Origin of the sequence: Bradyrhizobium sp. McL0615 (genome assembly GCF_049993905.1) — a bacterium.
In the GTDB taxonomy this organism is placed as follows: Bacteria; Pseudomonadota; Alphaproteobacteria; order Rhizobiales; family Xanthobacteraceae; genus Bradyrhizobium.
On record NZ_CP188254.1, the window covers coordinates 7,997,239 to 8,014,063 of the forward strand.

Below are 16,825 nucleotides of genomic sequence, written 5' to 3' on the forward strand. Positions count from 1 at the left end.
TTCCCAACCAATCCACGGCAGCACAATTCGGTCTGAGTTCAAGGCCTTGTCGCGTCTCCATCGTGCGGCAACGCCAGCAAACTCATGTCCGAGATCACATTTGAACGGGTCCCGTCGCTGGGCCGTTTGGAGGGTGCTATGACCGAACGTATTCAGGAATTCCTGCGTAACCGCCGCAGCGAGGGCCAGGACACCGAGCCGTGTCTCGTGGTCGACCTCGAAGTCGTGCGCGACAATTACCAGACCTTCGCGAAGGCCTTGCCGGACAGCCGCGTGTTCTACGCGGTGAAGGCGAATCCTTCGCCGGAAGTGCTGCAGCTCTTGGCCTCGATGGGCTCGTGCTTCGACACGGCGACCGTCGCCGAGATCGAAATGGCGCTGGCCGCCGGTGCGACGCCGGACCGCATCTCCTATGGCAATACGATCAAGAAGGAGCGCGACATCGCGCGTGCCTTCGCGCTCGGCATTCGCCTGTTCGCGGTCGACTGCGCTGCAGAGGTCGAAAAGATCGCCCGTGCCGCCCCCGGCGCAAAAGTGTTCTGCCGCATTCTCTATGACTGCGCAGGCGCCGAGTGGCCGTTGTCGCGCAAGTTCGGCTGCGATCCGGAGATGGCGGTCGAGGTGCTCGACCTCGCCAAGCGTCTGGGCCTGGAGCCGTGCGGCATCTCGTTCCATGTCGGCTCGCAGCAGCGCAAGGTGAAGGCGTGGGATCGTGCCCTGTCGATGGCCTCGACGGTGTTCCGTGACTGCGCCGAGCGCGGGATCAACCTGTCCATGGTCAACATGGGCGGCGGCTTCCCGACCAAGTACCTCAAGGACGTTCCTCCGGTCGTGCAGTACGGCCGGTCGATCTTCCGTGCGCTGCGCAAGCATTTCGGCAACCAGATCCCGGAAACCATCATCGAGCCGGGCCGCGGCATGGTCGGAAATGCCGGCATCATCGAGACCGAAGTCGTCCTGATCTCCAGGAAGAGCGACGAGGACGAGGTGCGCTGGGTATATCTCGACATCGGCAAGTTCGGCGGTCTCGCCGAGACGATGGACGAGTCGATCCGCTACGCCATCCGCACCCCGCATGACGGTGCGGACATGACGCCGTGCGTGCTCGCAGGACCGACCTGCGATAGCGCCGACGTGCTGTACGAGAAGATGCCGTATCCGCTTCCGGTGACGCTCGAGATCGGCGACAAGCTGCTGATCGAAGGCACCGGGGCCTATACGTCGACCTACTCGTCGGTGGCGTTCAACGGCATCCCGCCGCTGCGGACCTACCACATCTAAGCAGCCTCGTTTGAGGCTCGAATAACGGGAGCCGGTGCGCCGGCTCCCTCCCTGTCATTTGCGAAATTCCAAGACAACGCTTGGCGCGGCTTGATGGCCGTTGCGAGCGGGGACTGACGTGCCATGACTGCTTTGCGGAAGACCACCACTGCCCTCCTCTCCGATGCCGCTCCGTTCGCGATCCGTGCGGAGCGAGCCTCGGACGTCGCCGCGCGCGAAGCGCTGCTGGATGCCTGCTTTGGCGACGACCGCCATATGCGCACCTGCCAGCGCCTGCGCGACGGACGCGCGCCCGCCGAAGGCCTTGCCTTGTCGGCCGTGCGCCAGGGCCGCGTGGTCGGATCCGTGCGGTTGTGGCACGTCAGCGTCGGGGGCCTCCCGGCGCTCATGCTCGGCCCGCTGGCGGTTGAGGCTTCCTCCCGCCAGCTCGGCGTCGGGGCTGCGCTGATGGACCACGCGCTCGCGGCGGCGAAGGCGCATGGCCATCGCGCGGTCGTCCTGCTGGGCGACGCGCCCTACTACGCCCGCTTCGGCTTCTCAGCCGCCAAGACCGGAGAGCTGACGCTGCCAGGTGCGTTCGAGCGCGACCGGCTGCTCGGCCTCGAACTCAGCGAAGGCGCGCTCGAGGGCGCCTGGGGCATGATCGTCCCGACCGGCAGGCCGCTGCCCAAAACCAAGGCAAGCCGCGCCAGGAAGGCACTGCTCGTGCCGCGCGTGGCCTGAGGCCATTTTGGACGTGGCGACCCGATAACACGTGATGGCGGGCGCTGACGGCGCTTTCGCCAGGGGTTGCGCACGTCGAGGAAAAGCCCTTAAACCGCGCCAATCCCGTTCCCCGATCAAGCTTGGACCGAGGTTCCTGATGCCACGCCGCCTGATTTCCACCGGCTCGCCCCTTGAGAAGACCGTCGGCTACAGCCGCGCCGTCATTGACGGCGACTTCGCCTTCGTCGCCGGCACCACCGGCTACGACTACGCCACCATGACGATGCCGGCCGATGTCACCAGCCAGTCACGGAACTGCTTCAAGACCATCGAGGTCGCGCTGAAAGAGGGCGGCTTCGCGATGGCCGATATTGTCCGAGCGACTTATTACGTCACCGACGCCAAGGACGTGGATGCCCACTTCGCCGTCTGTGGCGAAGTCCTCGGCGACATTCGCCCTGCGGCGACGCTGCTGATCGTCGTTGGCCTCGCCAGACCCGAGATGAAAGTCGAGATCGAAGTGACCGCTAAACGCCGCACCTAAAACCCGCCGGCCGCGGCTGCTGGCTTGTTACGCGACCGAATACCACATCGTCCCGCTGGTTGACTTTGCCGGCAACGCACCTAGGTTCAAGGCATCATGATGAGCCTGCATAGCAAACGATTGTTGCTGCGCGCCGGTCACCTTCTCGCAGGAAGGTAGCCCGGACGGAGAGCTTTGCCCCGTCCGGGTTTTGATTGCCTGTGTTTTAAACTCCCCGCAACGTCACATTTGTCCAGTATTGATCGCTTCATGCCGTTGGCATGGCGCATCCGAATGACCGTGAAAAACCATGACCCATTTACCTCGCACACAGCTTCCTCCCATCAAGATCCGACAGGCGGAGTGCAAACGGCTCGGCCATCTCGCCGACGCTTCCGCCGAAACCTTTCCGGCCACGGCTGAATTCCTGGCCCGGGAAATCGAACGCGCGACGGTCGTTTCCGATACAGCGCCGCTGGTCGGAATCGTCGGAATGGAATCCGAAGTAACCTTCAGGGACGACGCGACGGGCTCGCAGAAGCAGGTCAGACTCGTCTATCCGAATGCGGCAGACATCGACGCCGGCCGCGTCTCGGTTCTGACCCCGATCGGCGCCGCGCTGATCGGGCTGTCGGCCGGACAGGCCATCAGCTTCATAACACCGTCGGGCGAACAAAAATCGCTCACCGTCTTGGACGTTCGCGGACCCAATTGACCGCCTGACACCGATCGGCAACGATCGCCCCAGCCACTGCAACCTTGCATTCCCTGAACGCACCTTTTGAGCGTTCGCATTCTCTCTCGGAGCCCGATGCCAATGCCCGCTTCCCCCGCCTCGCAAATCCATGCGAAAATTTCCGGCCCCATCGTCATGGTCGGCTTCGGCTCCATCGGCAAAGGCACGCTGCCGATGATCGAGCGGCATCTCGATTACGACAAGTCGCGCATCACCGTGATCGATCCCAAGGACGAGGGCCGCAAGGCACATTGCGAGAAGCACAATGTACGCTTCATCCAGCAGGGCGTAACCAGGGACAATTATCGCGAGCTGCTGACCCCGCTGCTCACGGAAGGCGGCGGGCAGGGTTTTTGCGTCAATCTCTCGGTCGATACCGGCTCGACCGACATCATGGAACTCTGCAACGAGCTCGGCGCTCTTTATATCGACACCGTCAATGAGCCCTGGCTCGGCTTCTATTTCGATTCGTCGAAGGGCCCGGAAGCGCGCTCCAACTACGCCCTTCGCGAAGCGACGCTGTCCGCCAAGAAGGCGCGTCCCGCGGGCTCGACGACGGCCGTCTCCTGCTGTGGCGCCAATCCCGGCATGGTTTCCTTTTTCGTCAAGCAGGCGCTGCTCAATGTCGCCGCCGATCTGAAGCTCAATGCCCCTAAGCCGAAGACCAAAGCCGAATGGGCCGACTTGATGCGGCAGGCCGGCATCAAGGGCATCCACATCGCCGAACGCGACACCCAGCGCTCTAAGTCGCCGAAAGAGCCTGATGTCTTCGTCAACACCTGGTCGGTGGAAGGTTTCCTGTCGGAAGGCGTGCAGCCGTCCGAACTCGGTTGGGGCACCCATGAAAAATGGATGCCCGAGAATGCGCGTACCCACCAAGCCGGCTGCGGCGCCGCCATCTACCTGATGCAGCCCGGCGCCAATACGCGCGTGCGCACGTGGTGCCCGACCCGCGGCGCGCAATATGGCTTCCTCGTCACCCACAACGAGTCGATCTCGATCGCCGATTACTTCACGGTGCGTGACGCATCTGATACGGCAATCTATCGGCCGACCTGCCACTATGCCTATCACCCGGCTGACGATGCCGTGCTGTCGCTGCATGAAATGTTCGGTCGGGCAGCCAAGATGCAGGAGAAGCACCACATCCTCGATGAGAACGAAATCGTCGATGGCATCGACGAACTCGGCGTGCTGCTGTTCGGCCACGACAACAATGCCTATTGGTACGGCTCGCAGCTCTCCATCGAGGAGACCCGTAAACTCGCGCCCTATCAGAACGCCACCGGCCTGCAAGTGACCTCCGCCGTGCTCGGCGGCATGGTGTGGGCGCTGGAAAATCCGAACGAAGGCATCGTCGAAGCCGACGAAATGGATTTCGATCGTCTGCTGGAAATCCAGATGCCGTATCTCGGCCCGGTGAAGGGCTTCTACACCGACTGGACGCCGCTCACCGACCGTCCCGGACTGTTCCCGGAAGACATCGACACCTCGGATCCCTGGCAGTTCAGGAACGTGCTGGTTCGGTAGCCGCACGGGCACCGTAGAGCGGGGAACGCCGCGGCCATTGCCCGAAATGGACGTAGCCCCGCTTCACCACCCGGGCGGTCCCGCTGCAGCGCACAGCAAGCGGCGCGATTCCGGCGTAGAACTACGCACGGGAATCCAGCGTCTTGTAACACTCGATTAATTCAATCGCGCGACCCTGAGGGTTAATCTTTGCGACGGCGCAGGGCCGTCGTCGCGGCTTCTTGAGCGAGGGCTCCCGGTTGGAGCGATCAACATGCGCGTCATAATTGCCATCGTCCTATCGGCCGCGGCGCTGGCCGCGTGCACGCCTGAAAGCAACGCCGATGTCACGGGCTCGATCGACAACTGCGTCCGCAAGCTCTACAGCGAATACAATCCCAAGGACAAGAAACAGTGCGTCGCCGTGTGCATCGCCTGCGAGCGCGGCGTGATGACAACCTGCTCGACCGCCTGCACGCTGAGGGGTGCGCAGTAAGCGCGGGCAACAAGCCCACGCGTCACTTCGCCATGTAGCCGCTAGTGAACCGCAGGAATTTGAAACTGACGAAGGACCCCAAGCGGATCTTCGACAGAGAGAGTAGCGGTCGTCCCATCTTCGACGATGGTGATTTGCGGCACAGGCTCCTTGTACCAGTTGATCCAGTTTGTGACGCTCTGCCGCACTCCCGGCCAGTTCACCCCAACCATGTTGCGTTCAAGCAAGCGGTCGCCCGATTTGCTGAAGACGACAAGCTGATACGGATTCCAAACCATCACGTTAGAAAGGCCGACGACATATTTCGAATCGGGAGAAATCCAGATGTGCGTTAGGGCTGGCACGGGACGGCGAAACAACTCAGCACCCGTCAGCTCGTCGCGCAAGCGCAGGTAAGAATAATCATTGTCTGCGCCAAAGGGATTTTTTGTCGACGAAATCATCTTCCATCGCGCGTCGCGGGTTGCATTGCTCCAATCGTGATGATGTTCGGCGCGCAAGGAGCCAGCTTCGGCCCGGAGGTCAATTACCTTGGAATAGCCGCTCCTATCAGCATGCGCCGAGGTGCTCGTGACTACAAGCACCCATAGCGCCATGCGTATCGTTGCGTAACAGGTGTTCAAGCCACGCCCTTGATCGTTCAGCTAGAGTCCAAGCAGTGGTTGAATGCGTTAGAATGTAGATTACTTCGCCATGTAGTCGAATGCCACCGTCCCCAGCCCCAGCGTCAGATCCGCCTTGCAATGCAGCGCGGAGACCACTTCGCGCACCGGCAGCCGCGCCACGTCGCACAGCGCGTGCGGGAACAGGCCGAGCGCCGCGGGGCCGGTCCATGCTTCCTTCAGCGTGATGTCTTCGAGATAATAGCGCACCAGTTCGCAGATCCGCGGGGTGCCGTCGACATGCGGAATGATCTTGAGCATGAAGTTCGGCGCCCTCATCCCCTTCAGCACCGTGTCGGGGTCGACCGGGCGGTGCTTGTAGCCCATGGTGGCGGAGGCGCACAGCACCGAGCCGTAATGCAAGGTGCCGACCAGCACGTCGCTCTCGACGGCGATTTTCGGCTGCGCCAGTTTCTTCGGAAAGCCCCAGAGTTCGCGGCCGCCGGCGATCGGTCCCTCGTCGTCCAGATACATCGAATGAACATAGACGCCCTCCTCGCCCTTAAAGCGGACCGGGATCACCTGGCCTGTCTCGGTGTAATCGCCGAAGCCCGTCGAATCGGGCATGCGGATGAATTCGTACTTGACGATCGGCTCGGCGACTTCGAGCGGCTCGGGTACCACCGCGGCAAGCGCTTCGGGGTCGGTGCGGTAGGTGATGATGAAATATTCGCGATTGAAGAAACGATACGGCCCCCGCGGGAATGACGGGTTGGTCAGCGGCATCGAATAGGCGGTTTGCCTGACGTCGTCGATCTTCATCGCTTGCCTCATCTGTCATCCGCACCAGCGCGATGAGAGATTATGGGGCAGCCGACGGCAACAGGCGAGACTGTAAAATCGGCAGAACGGTCGAGACACCGTCACGATGCCGTCATTTCGGTCAGACGTCGCCGCCGAGATAGAGCCGCTTGACGATGTCATTGGCCTTCAACTCGTCGACCGACTGTGCCGCCACCGCGATCTCGCCGTGCACGATGATGTAGCCGCGGTCGGCGATCCGGATCGCCTGGTTGAAGTTCTGCTCCGCCATCAAGACCGTGAGGCCAACCCGCTCCTTGAGTTCACCGATCTTGGTGATGGTCTGCGACACCAATAGCGGCGACAGGCCGACCGAGGGTTCGTCGATCAGCAATAGCCGCGGCGAGGACATCAGCGCGCGCGCAATCGCGAGCATCTGCTGCTGTCCGCCGGACATGGTGCCGGCGAGCTGGTTGCGGCGCTCCTGCAGGACCGGAAAGGTCTCGAACGCCAGTGCGAGATTGCGATCGATGGCGCTGCGGGCGGCCTTGCGGAATGCACCGAGCATCAGGTTTTCCGTGACCGTCAGCTTGGGAAACAGCCGCCTTCCCTCCGGCACCAGCGCCACGCCGAGATCGACGATCGCCTCGGGCGAGAATTTCGTCAGGTCGTGCACCGCGCCGTCGATCGTCAGCGACAGACGGCCGCGGTCCGGGCGAACCAGGCCCATGATGCATTTCATCAGCGTGCTTTTGCCGTTGCCGTTGGTGCCGAGCAAGGCAACGGTCTCGCCGGCCTCGACGTGAAGCGTGACGCCGCGCAGCGCCTTGACAGCGCCGTAGCCGGCATCGAGACCCTCGATGGCAAGGCTAAGTGCCAAGATAGGCCTCCTGCACCCGCTTGTTGGCCATCACCTCGGCCGGCGCGCCGATCGCGATGATTCTTCCCGCATCGAGGCACATCACCCGTTCGGAAAAACGCATCACCGCCTGCATGATGTGTTCGATCATGATGATGGTGATGTCCTCCTCGCCGAGACTGATCAGGAGATCCAGCACCTCGTCGACCTCGGAATTGGAAAGCCCCGCCATGGCCTCGTCCGAAATCAGGAGTTTCGGCCGCACCGCCATCGCGCGCGCAAGCTCCATCTTGCGCAATTCCACTTGGCTCAGCGTATCGGTCGGCGAGCCGGCCTTTGACGCGAGCCCCATCCGCGTCAGGATCGACATCGCGACGTCTTCTTCCGGCAGGCTGGAGCCGACGGAGGCGAAGTCGAGCCCGACCATGAGGTTTTCGAGCACCGTCATGCTCCTGAACGGCCGCGGAATCTGGAAAGACCGGGCGATGCCGCGGCGTGCCCGCAGATGCGGCGGCAGCTGGGTAATGTCCTCGCCGCAGAACACCACGCTACCGGTCTGGGGGCGCAGCGCACCGGAAATGCAGTTGATCAGCGTGGTCTTGCCGGAGCCGTTCGGGCCGATCAGGCCGAACCGTTCGCCTTTCCTGATATCGACGCTGATATTGTCGAGTGCGGTGAAGCCGCCAAACGTCTTGGTCAGGGTTCCGACTTGCAGCAGGGGCGCGTCCGGCGCTGATGTCACCGTCATGGCTTGCCTCCCGCGCGCAGACGGTAGCGTGGCCGCAACAGCCCGATGATGCCCTTGGGCGCGACGACCACGAACAGCACCAGCATGATGCCGAGCACCAGCACGTTGACTTCCGAGGAGATGGTGACGGCGAGAAGCTGTTGCGTCGAGCCGAGCAGGATGGCGCCAAGCACCGGGCCGATCCAGTGCGCGGTTCCGCCGATCAGCGCCATCGCCAGCGCCGACACCGAGTAGCTCAGATTGAACGCCGAGGACGGATCGGCATATTGCAGGTACATGGCGGCGGGCGCCCCGGCCGCAGAAATCAGCGCGCCCGATATCATGCAGGCGACCAGTTTCAGCTTCAGCGTCGGCACCCCCGTACATTCGGCGGCGAGTTCGTCGTCCCTCAGCGCCTGCAGGCCGCGCCCGATTCGGGAATTCTGGATGTAGCGCGAGATCGAAACGGCAATGACTACCAGCACTGCCTGCACGAAGAACAACATCTTCACGTAACTGTCGAACGGGGCCATCACCGGGGGCCGCTGCAACTGGATACCGGCCGCGCCGCCGACGAAGCGCCAGTTCATCACGCAGGTCTCGATGATGATGGCAAGCGCGATGGTTGCGATCGAGAAGAAGATGCCGCGCATCCGCAAGGTCAGTAGGCCGACCGCAAAGCCGAGCAGCATGCCGATGCCTGCGGCGGCGACGATCTGCACCACCAGCGGCGCCCCCGTGGCCTTGAACAAGGCGACCGCCGTGTAGACACCGACGCCGAAAAAGGCGTTGGTGCCAAAATTGACGTAGCCGGCATAGCCGCCGAGGATGCTCCAGGCGACCGCGAGCGCGACGAATTGCAGGATGACGTAGCCGGCAAAAAACGGATATTCGTTGCGGACGATCTGCGTCATCGACAGCACAGCGGCGAGGAAGATGGCCACGCCGGCCCAGAACACGATGGTGTTGCGATACTTGATCATCGGCCGAACAAACCTTGCGGTCGCACGGCAAGCACTGCGAGCAGCATCGCAAACGAGATCGCCGGCGCCCAGGAGGCGCCGAACAATGTCAGCACGATCGATTCGGCGACGCCGAGGATGATGGCGGCAATCAGCGTGCCGCTCATGCTGCCGAGGCCGGCCATGACCACGACACAGAAGGTACGCCCGATATAGGCGCGGTCGAGCGTCGGATCCACAGGAGCCACGATGATCAAGAGCGCACCGGCGATCCCGAGCACGGCGGTGGCAATGCCGAAGGCAAACTGCTTGATGCGGACCGGGTTGGCGCCCATCAGCCGCAGCGCCTCCTCGTCCTGCGCGACCGCGCGGATCGCGCGGCCCATGAAGGTTTTCGACAGGTACACCGAGAGCAGCACCGTCAGCCCCAGCGCCACCGCGAACGCGACCAGTTGCCGGATCGGGACCCGGAACTCGCCGAGCCGCCAGGACTTGCCGATATAGGTCGCCGTCACCGAGCGCTGGTCGACGCCAAACTGAAGGACGATCAGTACTTCGATGATGAAGGCGATGCCGAAGAAAAACGCGATGCCGCGCACGCCGGCGTCGCTGCCGCGCCGCTCGAAGGTTTCGTAGTAGACGCGGTAGGCCAGCAGCCCGAACAGGAAAAACAGCGGCGTAATGGCGAGCCCCGCCAGCAGCGGATCGATGTCGTAGCTCTCGTTGAGCTGGTACACGCCATAGGAGGCAAGCACCAGGAAGGCCGGATGCGCGACATGAGGAACGTCGAGCAGCCCGAACGAAACGGACAGCCCGACGCTGACGGCCGCATAGAAGCAGCCGAGCAGCACCCCAAACACCACTGCGCCAAGCAGCAGGTCCATCGAAAACACGTCAGGTTCCCCCTTGGCTCCGAGCCGGAAAAGCCACGAGCCTACTTCCGGGCCGCCTCGAAGGGACTGATGAGAGCGCCGGTTTTCAGCTTCTCGGGGAACAGGATCACCTGCCTGCCGGAGGAGCGGAACTGTTCGATATCCTTGTCCTTGACGCCGCGGAATTGCGCCTGCAGCGTCGCGGTCTCCTTGCGCTCGCCATCCGCCGCAAACGTAATCGGGCCGGTGATGGTCTTGAGCTCGTTCTCGCGCAGATATTTGGCGATGCCCTTCTGGTCGAGCGATTTGGTGGAATTCACCGCCGCCTCGATCATCTGGCCCATCGCATAGCCGAACGGCGCCAGATAATAGCCGAGCGGATCGACCTTGGCCTCGACGGCGCGCTTGGTGTACTTCTCGAAAAATTCCTTGGTGCCGTCAAAATACATGCTCGGCTCGGGCAGCCAGGTGTTGTAGTTGACGACGCCGTTGAGCAGCGAGCCGAGATTCGACATCACTGCCGCGAACTGCAGGCCGACCATACCGCCGCCGAAAATCTTGACGTCGTCGCCGATCCCGATCTCGTTGACGGCGCGCAGGATGCCGGCCGAGTCGGGCGGATAGGACGCGACATAGACGATATCGGGCTTGGCGGCCTTGAGGGCGCGGATGATGGAGGCGAATTCCACCGTGTTGGGCGGATAGCTCTGGTCGAAGACCACGGGAAGGTTTCGCTGCTTGGCGACATCGCGTGCGGTCAGAGCAAGGTTCTGGGCGAACTCCTGATCCGCCGCAAGCAGCGCCATATTTTTGCCGCCCGCCTTTTGACCCAGATCGAGGAACGAGGACGCCCAGCTATCCGCCGGGCCCCACGGTGCATTGTTGAACCACATATCGTGGCCGACCTTGCTGTTTACCTGGAACGAGAAATTCCCCATCAGCAGCAAGCCGCGTTGCTTGACGAACGGCATGAGCGGCGCGGTCGGCACGGTCGCATAGGGCGCGAACAGCAGGTCGACCTTGTCGACGTCGACCAGCTTGGCGTAGATCGCGGGCGTTTCGGAAGCGCTCGACTTGTCGTCATAGACAATGAGCTCGACCTTGCGGCCGAGCAGGCCGCCCTTGGCATTGATGTCGTCGCGCCAGACCTCGATGCCGAGTTGCGAAGCCTTGCCGCCGCCGGCGAGACCGCCGGTCTGCGCCATCGACATGCCGATCTTGATCGGCGGCTGCTGCGCCGACGCGCGCGAGCCCTGCCCGACCACTGCGACGGCCATCGCGCCGCCGAGAAATGTTCTGCGTTTCATTGAATCCCCCTCATTTTGTCGTTGTTCTCTGTCATTTCGGCTCCGCCGGATCTCTGCCCGGTCGCTGCGAATGGTTAGGTCAGGCCGTGGCTATTTGGCTCCGACCGGCGTGGGTTGATTTTTGGCCGATTGTTTCATGATCGCCGACGGATCGGCGCCGACGCGCCCGCTGGTCTTGTCGGCCTCGCTCTCGCGCGAAAGGCGCATGTCGAATCGGATGCTGGGCATGCCCTTGATCGGGCAGTCCGGATCGTTTGCCACCACGTCGACGGCGAGATCGCCCGACGAGCCGAATACGACGTCGTCGGCGAGATGCGGGTCGTCACGCAGATAGAGCGCGGTGACCAGCTCGCGATAGCCGGATGCGCCGACCAGGAAATGAATATGCGCGGGCCGCATGCCATGCCGCGCCTGCGCCTTCACCATGGCGCCGACCGGTCCATCCATCGGGATCGAGTATCCGAGCGGCTTGACGGTGCGCAGCACATAGACGCCGTTCGCATCGGTGGCGAACACGCCGCGATAATCGACCGATGTCGCGCTGGACTGAATGTCGTAAAGGCCGTCGGCGCCGGTCTGCCAGATCGAGACGGTGGCGTTGGCGACCGGCTTGCCGGTGGCATCGGTGACGCGGCCGTACAGCGCGCATTCGCTGCCCGGCTGCGGATTTTTGGCGATCGAGCTGCCGGCCGCCAAGGTCGGCGTGGCCTCGCGGTAGAACGGGCCGAGCAGGCTGGTGTTGGTGGCTTCCTCAAGAGCGGTGGCGTCATGCAGGCCGTTGACGAGCGCCGAGAGGCCCAGCGTATCAGACAGCAGGATGAATTCCTGCCGTTCCGGCGAGCACATCTTGCCGGCGGCGGTCATGAATTCGATGCCCTTGATCCATTCCGCCGGCGTCAGATTGACCTCGCGGGCGAAGGCATGGAGGTGCTTGACCGCCGATGCCATGATCGTCTTCAGGCGCGGGTCCGGCGTCGTCGCCATCTGGTCGAGCACGGCGTCCGTGATCGTTTCAGGCGTTAGCTCACGCATGCGTCACTCCCTGAGCTGCCGGCTGTTTTTCACGCCGCCGGCCATTATTGCAGCAAGCCTAACCGCTTGTTGGGGATCAACACAAGGCGTTCGAAGGCGGCGCGCACGCCCTCTCATACAAATTGATACGAATGGATGGGGTCACATTCCCTGCACATTGATGCATCAGGACGCGCACCGCAGGTTTCCTACCCGCCCACCAATTTTGCGATTGCACAATCGAGCGACGGAAGTGGGATCACTTCTCTCGGATCGGCGGCGCAACCTTCTCTGCCGGCGCCGGCGGCAGCGCAGGCTGAGCACCCGCCTTCTGCGCGTCCGGGTCGGGACGGGCCGGTTGCGGCGGAATGTCCGAGGGCCTTTGGCCGGTCGTGGCCGGCTCGGACGGCGAGGACGGCTTCGTTTCCGCGCCCGGCGTCGATTGCGTCGGCTGCGTCGCCTGCGCGATTTGCAGGGGATCGCGCGCGTTGAGCGCGGTCAGCGCTAGCACTGAGACAGCCATCCCGGCGGCGATCAGCGCGCACGCGAGCAGCATTTCCCGTCGGTATTCGCGTTGGCGGTCATCGGCAGGCATCGTTCAACCCCACGAAATTGATCGCGATATCAACGATTCCTGCGATGCATGGTTCCGCGCCCGTGCGGCGGGAACAGCGATATTGTCGAGGTGCGCCCGGAACTAATCCGCGGTGTTAACTTCCCAGGTGGCATGGCGCACACCGGCTTGGCGTTGCAGATCGGCAACCACCGCATTCAATTCATTCGGATCGACCGCGGTCGAGACCAGCTTCGCGACAATCTCCAGCAGATCGTCGCCGGTCTCGACGACCTCGATATCCGCCACTGGATATTTGGCGTTTTCCAGCCGCTCGACCAGTTGGTCGCGCATGGCAGGCAACGCCTCGGTCGTCACCGCAAGTTTGAAATAATAGGTCGCTTCCGAAGCCTTTTCGTCGAGCGGAATGCGATTGATGGCGTTGACCAGCGGACGCAGCAGGGTGTTTCCAGCGAGCACGAAGATGGTCAGCGCCGCGGCCTGCGCGACCATGTCGGCGCCGGCGCAGGACCCGACCGCGGCCGACGCCCACAGCGTCGCCGCGGTGTTGAGGCCGCGCACATCCATGCCCTGCTTCATGATGACGCCGGCGCCGAGGAAGCCGATCCCCGACACGACATAGGCGATCACGCGCACCGCACCGTCAGCATCGGCCAGGTGCATGGCAAGGTCGACGAACGCCGCCGCGCCAACGGCCACCAGCACGTTGGTGCGCAAGCCCGCGGTGCGCTGCCTGTATTGCCGCTCCGCACCGATCAACGTGCCGAGCACGAACGCCGTGGTCAGGCTGACCAGCGTGTCGAGGAAATCGTATAACTGGAAGGTGGTCAGAAACCGCATGGCCCCCACATAACGGCTGAATACGACGGATCGATTAAAACTCCAGCATGCCGGCGTCACCATCCTCGGTGCCGAAGGCCAACAGCGTGCCCTTGGCGTTCCAGGCCAGCGCCGCGACCGGCTCGCTGCCGTTGCGGCGCACCAGGATTTCCGCGCCGTCCTCGAGCCGCACGATCAGCACGGTGCCGTCGCTATAGCCCGCGGCCATGATGTCCTGCTTCGGATGACAGGCGACCGTGGAGACGCGCGCCTGCAGCGGCGCCAGCATCGCCGGCTCCTTGCCCATCGGCCCGTCCTTGCTGTTGAACGGCCAGATGATCACGGTGTCGGCGCCCGAAGTGGCAAGACCCTTGCCGCCCACGCTCCACGACATCGAACGGACCCGGCCGGGATAGCCGCTCATCCGCATGTGGCGATTATCCGCAAGCCGCCAGCCGTGCAGCGCCGGCTCGTGCATCGCGGTGACCAGGAATTTGTTGTCGGGGCTGAAGATCACGCCGAGATGCGAGCCGGCCCATTCGAGATATTCCGGCTTCGCCGCCATGTTGGGAAACCACAACGTCACGCCATTGTAATGGGCGACCGCCACGCGCAGGCCTTTTGGCGCGAATGCCAAGCCGCCGACCGTCGAGGGCGCATCAAAGCTCTTCTCCTCGCCCTTCCCGCTGCGAACGAACGCGGTCTTTCCAGCCGACCACGCCACCGCGCCATCGGGATGCAGCGCGATGTTATCGATCCAGCGCCGTTTTGCATCGGTCGCGAGCACCGTGACCTCGCCCTTCGTGTCGAGCGCGACGACCTTGCCGTCGTCGCCGCCGGTGACGATACGCTTGCCGTCGGACGCCGAACACAGCACAACGCCGCCATGGATGGCGACTTTCGAGACGTCGCCCGCCTCGTTCACCATCGCCGCGCGCTCCTCCGCGCCGATAAACACCGCGGTATCGCCAAGGAAATAGATCGAGGTGACGGACATGCCGACCGGCAACGTCCGCACCTTGTCGGTGAGGGAAGCAATGGAGGGCGTATCGCCCGGATCAAACTCTTTCATCACGTGGTAATACAGCTATCAAAACCGTCGCGGATCATCTGCTCCGGCAATTCGCGGCCGATGAAGACGACACGGCTTTCGCGTGCCTCGCCATCCTTCCATTTCCGCTGGTGATCACCTTCCAGCATCATGTGCACGCCCTGGAACACGTAGCGGTCATCGTCGTCGGTGAAGGCGAGGATGCCCTTCGAGCGCAAAATCTTCTGGCCTTCGGTGGCGACGAGGTTTTGCAGCCACGGCATGAATCTGGTGGGGTCGAGCGGCTTGTCCGACCGCAGCGACAGCGATTGCATGTCCTCGTCGTGGTAGTGCTTCAACCCGCCATGGCTGTGGCTGTGATCGTGGTCATGGCCGTGATGATGGTCGTGATCATGGTGATGATCGTGACCGTCGCCGGCGTCTAAAAATTCCGGCTCGATTTCCAGGATGCGATCCAGATCGAACGCGCCGCGCTCCAGCACGTCCGAAAGCTGAACCTGGCAGCGCTCGGTGCGATGCAGCTTTGCATACGGATTGATGCCGCGGATGCGGGCCTCGACCTCGGCGAGTTCGGGCTTGGAGACAAGGTCGGTCTTGTTGAGAACGATCACGTCGGCAAAGGCGATCTGGTTTTTGGCTTCCGGCGCATCCTTGAGCCGATCGCTCAGCCACTTCGCATCGGCCACGGTGACAACGGCATCAAGCCGCGCGTTCTTCTGCACGTCTTCGTCGACGAAAAAGGTCTGCGCCACCGGCGCCGGGTCGGCCAATCCCGTGGTCTCGACGATGATGGCGTCGAACTTGCCCTTGCGCTTCATCAGGCCGTCCAGGATGCGCACGAGGTCGCCGCGCACGGTGCAGCAGACGCAACCATTGTTCATCTCGAACACTTCTTCATCCGCGCCGATGATGAGGTCGTTGTCGATGCCGATCTCGCCGAATTCGTTGACGATGACGGCGTATTTCTTGCCGTGGTTTTCCGACAGGATGCGGTTGAGCAGCGTGGTCTTGCCGGCGCCGAGATAGCCCGTCAGCACGGTCACTGGAATTTTTTGGGACGAAGGTTCAGACATGATAACTCCGGAGCGGGGGCGCGCGAGCAAGCAGGGAGGCCCCTGCCCTATGGGCTCAGCGCGCTGGTCAGGGCCTTTATATTGTGCCTGACCATTGCAATGTAAGTGGGAGAATCGCCCTTTTCGGCCGTTAAGCTATCCGAATAGAGCGTTCCGCCAACCCGGGCGCCGGTCTCGGCCGAGATCCGGCCCATCAGGCGGGGGTCGGTGATATTTTCCAGAAACACGGCCGGTATTTTGGCGGCCCTGACCTGGGTGATGATCCCTGCGATATCGCGGGCGCTGGCCTCGGATTCGGTCGAGACACCGAGCGGCGCGACGAATTCGACGCCATAGGCGGCGGCGAAATAGCCGAAGGCGTTGTGGGTCGAGATCACCTTGCGGTGGCTTGCCGGAATTTTCGCGATCGCCTCCCGCACCTCGCGCTCCAGCGCGTCGAGTTCGGTCAGGTAGGCGCCCGCCTTGGACTTGAAGGCCTCGGCGTCCGCAGGAGCCACTGCTGCCAGCGCTTCGCGGATATTGGCGACATAGATTTTTGCGTTGGCAACCGATTGCCAGGCGTGCGGATCGGCTTCCGAGCCGAGCTTGAGCGGCGCGATGCCTGTCGTCGCGGTCACGACCGAAGCCTTACCGCCGGCGGACTTCACCAGCCGCGGCAGCCAGCCCTCGAACCCGAGGCCGTTGACGAAGACGAGTTTTGCATCCGCCACCTTTTTTGCATCCGCAGGCGTCGGCACATAGACATGGGCATCGCTATCGGGGCCGACCAACGTGGTCACGTTAACGCGGTCGCCGCCGACATTGCGGACGAAATCGCCGAGGATTGAGAAGCTGGCGACGACGTTGAGGCGGTCCGCGGCGCGGGCCGAGCCGGTGGCCGCGAGCAAGACGAGAGCGATAAGCCAGAACCGGATCAT

General features: G+C 63.0%; 19 protein-coding genes. 6 read left to right on the forward strand and 13 right to left on the reverse strand.

All coding sequences use genetic code 11. The features are described 5' to 3' along the window. Positions 1–138: 138 nt before the first annotated feature. The 6 genes from ACPPVP_RS38505 (at position 139) to ACPPVP_RS38530 (ending at position 5,250) form a co-directional block, all read left to right on the forward strand. On the forward strand, positions 139–1,281 hold the full coding sequence (locus tag ACPPVP_RS38505) for a type III PLP-dependent enzyme (protein ID WP_426528748.1): 1,143 nt from the start codon (positions 139–141) through the stop codon (positions 1,279–1,281). 123 nt (positions 1,282–1,404) lie between these two features. Next, on the forward strand, positions 1,405–2,004 hold the full coding sequence (locus ACPPVP_RS38510) for a GNAT family N-acetyltransferase (protein ID WP_426528749.1): 600 nt from the start codon (positions 1,405–1,407) through the stop codon (positions 2,002–2,004). Positions 2,005–2,143: 139 nt separating this feature from the next. Next, a complete protein-coding gene (locus ACPPVP_RS38515; RefSeq protein WP_426528750.1) occupies positions 2,144–2,530 on the forward strand; it encodes a RidA family protein in 387 nt (128 codons plus the stop codon). A 289-nt stretch (positions 2,531–2,819) separates the two neighbouring features. After that, complete coding sequence (rnk, locus tag ACPPVP_RS38520; RefSeq protein WP_426528751.1) at positions 2,820–3,224, forward strand: nucleoside diphosphate kinase regulator; 405 nt, start codon at positions 2,820–2,822, stop codon at positions 3,222–3,224. A 102-nt stretch (positions 3,225–3,326) separates the two neighbouring features. Then, positions 3,327–4,775, forward strand: a complete 1,449-nt coding sequence (locus ACPPVP_RS38525) for a homospermidine synthase (RefSeq protein WP_426528752.1) — start codon at positions 3,327–3,329, stop codon at positions 4,773–4,775. Between the two features lie 253 nt (positions 4,776–5,028). Then, positions 5,029–5,250 carry a hypothetical protein gene (locus tag ACPPVP_RS38530; RefSeq protein WP_426528753.1) on the forward strand — a complete coding sequence of 74 codons (222 nt, stop codon included), beginning with the start codon at positions 5,029–5,031 and terminating at the stop codon, positions 5,248–5,250. A gap of 41 nt (positions 5,251–5,291) precedes the next feature. Here the strand turns inward: ACPPVP_RS38530 and ACPPVP_RS38535 are convergent, their stop codons facing one another. From ACPPVP_RS38535 to ACPPVP_RS38595, 13 genes are all read right to left on the reverse strand, one after another. Further along, positions 5,292–5,846 (reverse strand): hypothetical protein, encoded by a 555-nt coding sequence (locus ACPPVP_RS38535; protein WP_426528754.1) that lies wholly within the window; start codon positions 5,844–5,846, stop codon positions 5,292–5,294. 87 nt (positions 5,847–5,933) lie between these two features. Continuing rightward, positions 5,934–6,674, reverse strand: a complete 741-nt coding sequence (locus tag ACPPVP_RS38540) for an acetoacetate decarboxylase (protein WP_426528755.1) — start codon at positions 6,672–6,674, stop codon at positions 5,934–5,936. Positions 6,675–6,795: 121 nt separating this feature from the next. Next, positions 6,796–7,533, reverse strand: coding sequence for an ABC transporter ATP-binding protein (locus tag ACPPVP_RS38545; RefSeq protein ID WP_426528756.1), 738 nt, complete (start codon positions 7,531–7,533; stop codon positions 6,796–6,798). Further along, complete coding sequence (locus ACPPVP_RS38550) at positions 7,523–8,260, reverse strand: ABC transporter ATP-binding protein (protein WP_426528757.1); 738 nt, start codon at positions 8,258–8,260, stop codon at positions 7,523–7,525. The genes ACPPVP_RS38545 and ACPPVP_RS38550 overlap by 11 nt, the downstream gene beginning before the upstream one ends. Then, positions 8,257–9,222, reverse strand: coding sequence for a branched-chain amino acid ABC transporter permease (locus tag ACPPVP_RS38555; protein ID WP_426528758.1), 966 nt, complete (start codon positions 9,220–9,222; stop codon positions 8,257–8,259). The genes ACPPVP_RS38550 and ACPPVP_RS38555 overlap by 4 nt, the downstream gene beginning before the upstream one ends. Beyond that, a complete protein-coding gene (locus ACPPVP_RS38560; protein ID WP_426538281.1) occupies positions 9,219–10,085 on the reverse strand; it encodes a branched-chain amino acid ABC transporter permease in 867 nt (288 codons plus the stop codon). Before ACPPVP_RS38560 ends, ACPPVP_RS38555 begins: the two co-directional genes overlap by 4 nt. Positions 10,086–10,135: 50 nt before the next feature. Further along, on the reverse strand, positions 10,136–11,380 hold the full coding sequence (locus ACPPVP_RS38565; RefSeq protein ID WP_426528759.1) for an amino acid ABC transporter substrate-binding protein: 1,245 nt from the start codon (positions 11,378–11,380) through the stop codon (positions 10,136–10,138). A gap of 90 nt (positions 11,381–11,470) precedes the next feature. Next, the gene (locus ACPPVP_RS38570) at positions 11,471–12,412 is read right to left on the reverse strand and encodes a dioxygenase (protein WP_426528760.1); all 942 of its coding nucleotides are present in this window, start codon (positions 12,410–12,412) and stop codon (positions 11,471–11,473) included. Positions 12,413–12,650: 238 nt separating this feature from the next. Next, the gene (locus ACPPVP_RS38575) at positions 12,651–12,986 is read right to left on the reverse strand and encodes a hypothetical protein (protein WP_426528761.1); all 336 of its coding nucleotides are present in this window, start codon (positions 12,984–12,986) and stop codon (positions 12,651–12,653) included. A 102-nt stretch (positions 12,987–13,088) separates the two neighbouring features. Further along, complete coding sequence (locus ACPPVP_RS38580; RefSeq protein ID WP_426528762.1) at positions 13,089–13,805, reverse strand: MgtC/SapB family protein; 717 nt, start codon at positions 13,803–13,805, stop codon at positions 13,089–13,091. A gap of 34 nt (positions 13,806–13,839) precedes the next feature. Continuing rightward, on the reverse strand, positions 13,840–14,856 hold the full coding sequence (locus ACPPVP_RS38585) for a WD40 repeat domain-containing protein (protein ID WP_426528763.1): 1,017 nt from the start codon (positions 14,854–14,856) through the stop codon (positions 13,840–13,842). Beyond that, on the reverse strand, positions 14,856–15,908 hold the full coding sequence (locus tag ACPPVP_RS38590; protein ID WP_426528764.1) for a CobW family GTP-binding protein: 1,053 nt from the start codon (positions 15,906–15,908) through the stop codon (positions 14,856–14,858). The genes ACPPVP_RS38585 and ACPPVP_RS38590 overlap by 1 nt, the downstream gene beginning before the upstream one ends. 47 nt (positions 15,909–15,955) lie before the next feature. Then, positions 15,956–16,825: a metal ABC transporter substrate-binding protein gene (locus ACPPVP_RS38595; RefSeq protein WP_426528765.1), complete on the reverse strand. Its 870-nt coding sequence runs from the start codon at positions 16,823–16,825 to the stop codon at positions 15,956–15,958.